This window comes from Oceanibaculum sp. (genome assembly GCF_022449305.1).
In the GTDB taxonomy this organism is placed as follows: domain Bacteria; phylum Pseudomonadota; class Alphaproteobacteria; order Oceanibaculales; family Oceanibaculaceae; genus Oceanibaculum; species Oceanibaculum indicum.
The window spans coordinates 1-8454 of record NZ_JAKUSO010000092.1 but is presented as its reverse complement, the minus strand read 5'-3'; the positions used below and the strand labels follow the sequence as shown (position 1 = coordinate 8454).

9 protein-coding genes are annotated in these 8454 nt (G+C 66.0%); all 9 read left to right on the top strand.

Annotation, left to right across the window (positions count from 1 at the left end; all coding sequences use genetic code 11):
• The first annotated feature begins 211 nt into the window (after window positions 1-211).
• Window positions 212-1153, top strand: coding sequence for a heme o synthase (locus tag MK313_RS17190; RefSeq protein WP_287783261.1), 942 nt, complete (start codon window positions 212-214; stop codon window positions 1151-1153).
• Window positions 1150-1293 (top strand): hypothetical protein, encoded by a 144-nt coding sequence (locus MK313_RS17185; RefSeq protein WP_156816253.1) that lies wholly within the window; start codon window positions 1150-1152, stop codon window positions 1291-1293. Before MK313_RS17190 ends, MK313_RS17185 begins: the two co-directional genes overlap by 4 nt.
• A 5-nt stretch (window positions 1294-1298) precedes the next feature.
• Window positions 1299-1919, top strand: a complete 621-nt coding sequence (locus MK313_RS17180; protein WP_051013121.1) for a cytochrome c oxidase assembly protein — start codon at window positions 1299-1301, stop codon at window positions 1917-1919.
• Window positions 1920-1991: 72 nt separating this feature from the next.
• Window positions 1992-2792, top strand: coding sequence for a cytochrome c oxidase subunit 3 (locus tag MK313_RS17175; protein WP_287783257.1), 801 nt, complete (start codon window positions 1992-1994; stop codon window positions 2790-2792).
• Between the two features lie 31 nt (window positions 2793-2823).
• Window positions 2824-3192: a DUF983 domain-containing protein gene (locus MK313_RS17170; RefSeq protein WP_040707225.1), complete on the top strand. Its 369-nt coding sequence runs from the start codon at window positions 2824-2826 to the stop codon at window positions 3190-3192.
• Window positions 3185-3943 (top strand): SURF1 family protein, encoded by a 759-nt coding sequence (locus MK313_RS17165; protein ID WP_287783253.1) that lies wholly within the window; start codon window positions 3185-3187, stop codon window positions 3941-3943. The genes MK313_RS17170 and MK313_RS17165 overlap by 8 nt, the downstream gene beginning before the upstream one ends.
• Complete coding sequence (locus tag MK313_RS17160; RefSeq protein WP_287783250.1) at window positions 3940-5442, top strand: carboxypeptidase M32; 1503 nt, start codon at window positions 3940-3942, stop codon at window positions 5440-5442. Before MK313_RS17165 ends, MK313_RS17160 begins: the two co-directional genes overlap by 4 nt.
• 91 nt (window positions 5443-5533) lie before the next feature.
• Entirely contained in the window at window positions 5534-6940 is a 1407-nt protein-coding gene (thrC, locus tag MK313_RS17155) for a threonine synthase (RefSeq protein ID WP_287783248.1), read from the top strand.
• 3 nt (window positions 6941-6943) lie between these two features.
• Entirely contained in the window at window positions 6944-8215 is a 1272-nt protein-coding gene (locus tag MK313_RS17150; RefSeq protein ID WP_287783245.1) for a M16 family metallopeptidase, read from the top strand.
• The last annotated feature ends 239 nt before the right edge of the window (window positions 8216-8454 follow it).

Sequence of the window (8454 nt, the reverse complement as noted above, 5' to 3'; positions counted from 1 at the left end):
CCGGACCTTCACCTCGGGGGCCAAGGTGCCGGCGAACCAGTGGGGCGAGGGCGCCGATACGCTGGAATGGACGGTCTCTTCTCCGCCGCCGTTCCACACCTTCGAGGAAATCCCCCAGGTCAAGTGACCTGGGGACTCCCTAGATCGTTGAGCAGAGCAGGCGGTTAGCCAGGTGAGCGATACCCAGCTTCAAACGACCATGCGGGCAGGCATGCAAGCGGGGGCCGAAGGGCCCTCGCTTGGTGTCCCCCCGCTGGGCGTACCGGGCGTGGCCGACTATGTCGAGCTGCTGAAGCCGCGCGTCATGTCGCTGGTGGTGTTCACCGGGTTCGTCGGCCTGTATCTGGCGCCGGGCTCGATCCATCCGGTCCTGGGATTCATTGCGATCCTGTGCATCGCCATCGGTGCCGGTGCATCGGGCGCCATCAACATGTGGTACGACCGCGACATCGACGCGGTAATGAGCCGTACCCAGGGCCGTCCCATCGTGCGCGGCCGGGTCGATCCGGAAGCCGCCCTAGCCTTCGGGGCGGTGCTGTCCGGCTTCTCTGTCATGGTGATGGGGCTGGCGGTCAACTGGGCGGCGGCCGCGCTGCTGGCGCTGACCATCGCCTTCTACGTCTTCGTCTATACGATGTGGCTGAAGCGCAGCACGCCGCAGAACATCGTGATCGGCGGTGCCGCCGGCGCCTTCCCGCCAATGATCGGCTGGGCAGCGGTGACCGGCGATGTCAGCATCGATTCGGTTGTGCTGTTCGCCATCATCTTCATGTGGACGCCGCCGCATTTCTGGTCGCTGTCGCTGTTCGCCTGCGAGGATTACGCCCGGGCCGGCGTGCCGATGCTGCCGGTGGTGGCCGGCAAGCGGGAGACGCGCCGCCAGATCCTGATCTATTCCGTGCTGCTGGCCCCGCTGGCGGTGCTGCCCTGGCCGCTTGGCACCTCTGGCGCGCTGTATGGCGTCGGCGCCATTGTCCTTGGCGCGCTGTTCCTGGCCGGTGCCTGGCGTATCTGGCGGGCCGGTGACGGGCCGCGCGCCGAGCTGGCCGCACGTCATCTTTTCGCCTATTCGATCCTCTATCTCCTGTTGATCTTCAGCCTGCTGATCCTGGACCGCACCTGGTATCTGATTTCGCTGGGAGGCTGGATGTGAGTGCCATGGAACAGGATACGGAAAACCGCGACCGCGAAAGCTTCCGGCGCAGCCGTCGCCCGCGCAACCGGGCGCTGCTGTGGGTGCTGCTGGGGCTTGTGGCCCTGTTCTACGCCATCACCATCGTGAAAATGGGGTGAAGCGCATGCGCGAAACCGAACAGAACAAGCCTAAGGGCAACCGCCGCAACTGGATCGCGGTGGGCGGTGTGATGCTGGTGCTGGGCGGCATGACGACGCTGACCGCCTACAGCAGCACGCTGTACGAGATGTTCTGCCGCGTCACCGGCTATGGCGGCACCACGCAGCAGGCCGACGCCCTGCCGGACCATATGGGCGAGCGCGTCATCACCGTGCGCTTCGACGCCAATACCAGCCCGGACCTGAAATGGCGCTTCAAGCCGATGCAGGTGTCGGAGAAGGTGCATGTCGGCGAAAACGGGCTGGCCTTCTACAAGGCGGTGAACAATGGCGACGTGCCGGTGGTTGGCACCGCCACCTACAGCGTGACGCCGCACAAGGCAGGCATCTACTTCAACAAGCTGCAGTGTTTCTGCTTCACCGAGCAGGTTCTGCAGCCGGGCGAGAGCATTGAGATGCCGGTGTCCTATTTCGTCGATCCGGCGATCGTCGATGACCGCAATTTGGACGATGTCACGACGATCACCTTGAGCTATACCTTTTTCCCGGCGCCCGACCAGTCGCTGGCGGGTGTCCGGCAGACCAGCGAGCTGAAGCCTGCGGGCGACGGCGCGCGAGTGAATTGATCGTATTGAGTTAAACTGGGGTAACATGCCGACGGATGGCCAACCGTCCGTAAGCCGAAGGGGTTTTGAGGGATGAGCGAAGCACACGCCACGCACCAGAAGCATCCGTACCATCTCGTCGATCCGAGCCCGTGGCCCTTCGTGGGGTCCGTCGCGGCCTTCGTGACCGCCATCGGCGGCGCGATGGGCATGCACGACAAGGGCTACTGGGTGCTGTTCCTCGGCCTCGCCTTGGTGCTGGCCACCATGTTCTTCTGGTGGCGCGACGTGGTACGCGAGGCCAATAGCGGCCTGTATCACACCAAGGTCGTTCAGCTCGGCCTGCGCTACGGCATGATCCTGTTCATCGCCTCCGAGGTGATGTTCTTCGCTGCCTTCTTCTGGGCCTTCTTCGCCTCGGCCTTCTACCCGACCGAGGCCATTGGCGGCATCTGGCCGCCGGCGGACATCGTCACCTTCGATCCGTTCGAGCTGCCCTTCATCAACACGCTGATCCTGCTGCTCTCGGGCTGCACGGTGACCTGGGCGCATCACGCGCTGATCGAGAACAATCGCCGTGACCTGATCCGCGGCCTGTGGCTGACCGTCCTGCTGGGCATGTCCTTCACCGCCCTGCAGGCGTTCGAGTACAGCCATGCCGCCTTCGGCTTCACCGATGGCATCTACGCCTCGACCTTCTACATGGCGACCGGCTTCCATGGCTTCCATGTCATCGTTGGCACTGTCTTCCTGGCGGTCTGCCTGGTGCGTGCCTATCAGGGCCATTTCACGCCGGAACAGCATTTCGGCTTCGAGGCGGCGGCCTGGTACTGGCACTTCGTTGACGTGGTGTGGCTGTTCCTGTTCGTCTGCATCTACTGGTGGGGGGCGTAATCCCCCACTGCCCGGAACAACCGAGCAGAGGATGAACGACAGCCCGTCCTATCCGCCTCTATCGCCCGTTCTGACCGGTCTGGCCTGCCGCTGTCCGCGCTGTGGACGCGGCAGGCTTTTTTCCGGCTTGCTGCAGGTGGCGGAACGCTGCGAGGTCTGCGGCCTGGACCTCAGCAATCATGACAGCGGTGACGGGCCGGCGGTGTTCGTGATCTTCGCCCTGGGCATCATCGTCGTGCCGCTCGCGCTGTGGGTCGAGACCGTTTTCCAGCCGCCGCTCTGGCTGCATGCCGTGCTGTGGTCCTTGGTGATCCTGGCCGGCGCGCTTGGCCTGCTGCGGCTTTTCAAGGGCGTCCTCGTCGCCCTGCAATACAAGCATCGCGGGACCGCGCATGACTGACACACGATCCGCCCTGCACCGCACCCTGGGTTTCCGCCCGCGCCTGTGGCCGACGCTGATCTCGCTGCCGATGATCGTCGTCATGCTGGGGCTTGGTGCCTGGCAGCTGCAACGGCTGGCCTGGAAGGAAGGGCTGATCGAGCGGCTGGAGACGCGGATGATGGCGCCCGCCATTCCCGCCCCCGCCGCTGGCGCCGATATCGAGGAAATCGAGTTCCGCCGCGTGACCGCCACCGGCGAATGGCTGCATCAGTACGAAATGCCGCTGATCGGCCGCCCGGAAAAAGGCACGGTCGGCTATCACATCGTCACGCCGCTGCGCACTAATGACGGGCGCGTGCTGCTGGTCAACCGCGGCTGGATTCCCGATGACCGCAAGGACCCGGCGCGTCGTCCGGAAAGTCAGCCCACGGGCACGGTGACGGTGGAAGGCATCGTGCGCCGTGCCGGCCTGCGCAATTCCTTCACCCCGGACAATGAGCCGGATCGGGACATGTGGTTCTATGTCGATGTGCCGGAGATGGCCGCCTATGCCAAGGCCGAGGGCGAGGACGTGCCGGACTATTACATCGACGAGCTGCGCCGCGAGAGCGGCCCGCAGCTGCCGATTGGTGCCGATCCGATGATCGGGCTGCGCAACGAGCATCTGCAATATGCCATCACCTGGTTCGCCATGGCCTTCGGGCTGATCGCTGTCTATGTGCTGTGGCACCGCCGCGCCGAACGCGAGGAGCAGGACGCCAGGCGATGAGCAACGCGGCCGGCGCATACAAGGCGCTGGAACGGCGCTTCCACCGTCTCTCCGTGTTGGGCGGCGTCGGCGGCATCCTGCACTGGGATCAGTCGGTGATGATGCCCGATGGCGGTGCGGAGGCGCGCGGCGAGCAGCTGGCGACGCTGAGCGTGCTGTCGCATGAACTGCTGACCGCGCCTGACATGGCCGACCTGCTGGACGCTGCCGGGGCGGAGGGTCTTGCGGACTGGCCGGCGGCGAACCTCGCCCTGATGCGCCGCCAGCATGCGCACGCCACGGCCGTGCCCGCCGATCTGGTGGAGGCGCGCTCGAAGGCCTGCTCCAAGTGCGAGATGGCCTGGCGCACGGCCCGCAAGAACAGCGATTTCGCTGCTATCCTGCCGCATCTGCGGGAGGTCGTCCGGCTGCCCCGCGAGAGGGCGGGGGTCAAGGCGGCGGCGCTGGGGCTCGATCCGTATGATGCGCTGCTCGACCAGTATGATCCCGGCAACCGCGCGGCCCGGATCGATCCGGTGTTCGACGATCTCGCTACTTTCCTGCCGCCGCTGCTGGAGGCGGTGCTGGAACGGCAGGCTGCCGAGGCGCCGCTCGTCTTGCCGCAGGGGCCGTTCCCGGTCGACTCACAGGCCGCGCTGGGCCGCCGGCTGATGGCCGCCGCCGGCTTCGACTTCAATCGCGGCCGGCTGGATGTCTCGCTGCATCCCTTCTGCGGCGGCGGTCCGGACGATATCCGCATCACCACACGCTATGACGAGGGCGATTTCACCCAGAGTCTGATGGGCGTGCTGCATGAGACCGGCCATGCGCTCTATGAGCTGGGCCTGCCGGAGGCACCGTGGCGGCACCAGCCGATCGGCGAGGCGCGCGGCATGACCGTGCATGAAAGCCAGTCGCTGCTGGTGGAGATGCAGGCCTGCCGCTCGCCCGCCTTCCTGGAGTTCGCGGCGCCGCTGATCCGCGAGGCTTTCGGCGTATCCGGCCCGGCCTATGAGGCGGACATGCTGCGCCGTCTCTATACCCGCGTCGAACGCGGCTTCATCCGCGTCGATGCGGACGAGGTGACCTACCCGCTGCATGTGATCCTGCGCTACCGGCTGGAGCGCGCCATCGTGGCCGGCGATCTCGACGTTGCCGACCTGCCGGGCGCCTGGAACGACGGCATGCGCGACCTGCTGGGCGTGACGCCGCCGGATGACCGGATGGGCTGCCTGCAGGATATCCACTGGTATGATGGCGCCATCGGTTATTTCCCGACATACACGCTGGGCGCGATGATGGCCGCCCAGCTGTTCGCCTCCGCGACCGAGCAGCAGCCCGATATCCTGCCCGGCATTGCGCGCGGAGATTTCACGCCGCTGGTCGGCTGGTTGCGCACGAATGTGCATGCCCATGGTTCGCGCTATTCCGCCGACGAGCTGCTGGACCGCGCCACCGGTGCACCGCTCTCCACCGCCGCCTTCAAGGCGCATCTGCAGCGGCGCTATCTGGGGGCATAAGCCGCCCCGCCTTGAAGAGTCTCCGGTCCGGCATTAGGTTGTGCGCTTCGATCAACCGCCTTTGGCTGGCGTGAGCCTTGGAGCCTGCCCGATGAAGTATGTGAGCACGCGCGGAAGCGCCCCGGTCCTCGATTTTGAAGGGGTGCTGCTGGCGGGCCTCGCCGAGGATGGCGGCCTCTATGTGCCGCAGGAATGGCCGGCCTTCAGCGCCGCCGAGCTGCGCGCGATGCGCGGGCTTTCCTATGTCGAGATCGCCGAGCGCGTCATGCGGCCCTTCCTGGGCAGCGCCATTTCCGATGCCGATTTCGCGCGCATCGTGCGGGACTCCTACGAAACCTTCGATCACAGGGCGGTCACGCCGCTGAAGCAGCTGGACAGCAATTTCTGGCTGCTGGAGCTGTTCCACGGGCCGACCCTGGCCTTCAAGGATGTGGCGTTGCAGCTGCTGGGCCGGCTGTTCGACCATGTGCTCACGCGGCGCGGGGAGCGGGTGACCATCGTCGGCGCCACCTCCGGCGATACCGGCTCCGCCGCCATCGAGGCCTGCCGCGACCGTGCCGCGATCGACATCTTCATCCTGCACCCGAAGGGCCGCACCTCCGAGGTGCAGCGCCGGCAGATGACGAGCGTGCTGTCGTCCAACGTCCATAACATCGCGCTGGAAGGCACCTTCGACGATTGCCAGGACCAGGTGAAGGCGATGTTCAACGACCCGGCCTTCCGGGCGCGGCAGAATCTGTCGGCGGTGAATTCGATCAACTGGGCGCGCATCATGGCGCAGATCGTCTATTACATCGCTGCCGGGGTGGCGCTGGGTGCGCCGGACCGCCGCATCGCCTTTTCCGTGCCGACCGGCAATTTCGGCAATGTCTATGCTGCCTATGCGGCGAAGCAGATGGGCCTGCCAGTCGAGAAGCTGATCGTCGGGTCGAACCGCAACGACATCCTGACCCGCTTCTTCCGCTCCGGCGAGATGAAGATCGAGGGGGTGGAACCCAGCCTCAGCCCGTCCATGGACATCCAGGTTTCAAGCAATTTCGAGCGGCTGCTGTTCGATCTGCTGGACCGCGATGGCGCGCTGGTCGCCGACACCATGAAGGGCTTCCGGGCGGCCGGCAGCTTCAAGGTTGGCGACAACCAGCTGGGCCGCGCCTCGGCGCTGTTCGCCGCGCACCGGATCGACGATACGGAGACCAAGGCGGTGATCCGCGCCGTGCATGGCGAGACCGGGGAAATCCTCGATCCGCATACCGCCGTCGGCGTTGGCGCGGGGCGTGCCATATCGCTCGATCCCGATATCGCGGTGGTGGCGCTGGCCTGCGCCCATCCGGCGAAGTTCCCGGATGCGGTGGAGGCGGCGACCGGCATCCGCCCGGCCCTTCCGCCGCGCCTTGCCGATTTGTTCGAGCGCGAGGAGCGGGTGGCCGTGCTGCCCAACGACCTTGCCACCATGCAGGATTACATTTCCGAGAAGACCGGCCGGAAGGAGGCCGTCTGACCCATGAAGAACAGCGACAGCGTGCGCATCACCACCCTGCCCAACGGGCTGCGCGTCGCCACCGACCATATGGAGCATGTCGAGTCCGTCTCGCTCGGCGCCTGGGTCGGGGTCGGCACGCGCCATGAGGAGGCGGAGGTGAACGGCATCTCGCACCTGCTGGAGCACATGGCGTTCAAGGGCACGGAAAAGCGCAGCCCGCAGGCCATCGCCGAGGAGATCGAGGCCGTGGGCGGCGTGCTGAACGCCTATACCAGCCGCGAGAACACCGCCTATTACGCCAAGGTGCTGGCCGATGACGTGCCGCTGGCGGTCGATATCCTTTCCGACATCCTGCAGCACTCCACCTTCGATGCGGAGGAACTGCGCCGCGAGCAGCAGGTGGTGGTGCAGGAGATCGGCCAGGCGAACGACACGCCGGACGACATCATCTTCGACCTGTTCCAGGAGACCGCCTATCCGGACCAGCCGATGGGCCGCCCGGTGCTGGGTACGGAACAGACGGTCACCGCCATGCGCCGGGAGACGCTGATCGACTATATCGGCCAGCAATACGGGCCGCAGAAGATGGTGTTCGCCGCTGCCGGCAAGGTCGATCACGACCGCATGGTGGAGATGGTGGGCAATGCCTTCGCCGATCTGAAGCCGACTGCCGAAAAGCCGGAATCCGTTGCCACCTACAGCGGCGGGGAGCGGCGCGAGGAGCGCGACCTGGAGCAGGTGCATCTGCTGCTGGGCTTCGATTCCCTGTCCTATGACGATTCGGACTATTACGCGCTGTCGGTGTTCTCCACCCTGTTCGGCGGCGGCATGTCCTCGCGCCTGTTCCAGGAGATCCGGGAGAAGCGCGGGCTGGTCTATTCGATCTATTCCTTCCAGTCGGCCTTCCGCGATGGCGGGCTGTTCGGCATCTATGCCGGCACTGGCGAGGAGCAGGTGGCCGAACTGGTGCCGGTGCTGTGCGACAGCTTCCGGACCGTGGCCGGCAGCCTGACGGAGGCGGAGCTGGGCCGCGCCCGCGCGCAGCTGAAGGCCGGCCTGCTGATGGGTCGCGAATCGACCGGCAATCGCTGCGAGCAGGTGGCCCAGCAGCTCATGGTCTATGGCCGCGCCATTCCGCCGCCCGAGCTGGGGGAGAAGGTGGAGGCTGGCGATGCCGCCGCCGTGGACCGTGTCGTCGCCCGGCTGCTCGCCTCGCGCCCGACGCTGGCCAGCATCGGCCCGGTCGATCACGTCGAGACGCTGGACCGCGTCGCCGAACGGCTGGCGGCGTAAATCCAAGAAGCGCGTTACTATCATTCTCTCAGGCCGTCATTCCCGGGCTTGTCCCCAATGGCGTCCGGGGGAATCCAGGGTTCAGCCTACTCGGGCGGTCATCCAGCAAACGGAAGCCTGGACCCCCGCAACAAGTGCGGGGGTGACGGTCAGAGTGAAGGGACTGTTGGGTGAAAAAATGCCGCTAATAACCCTCTCCCCTGGCGGGAGAGGGTGGTGAGCGTCAGCGAACCGGGTGA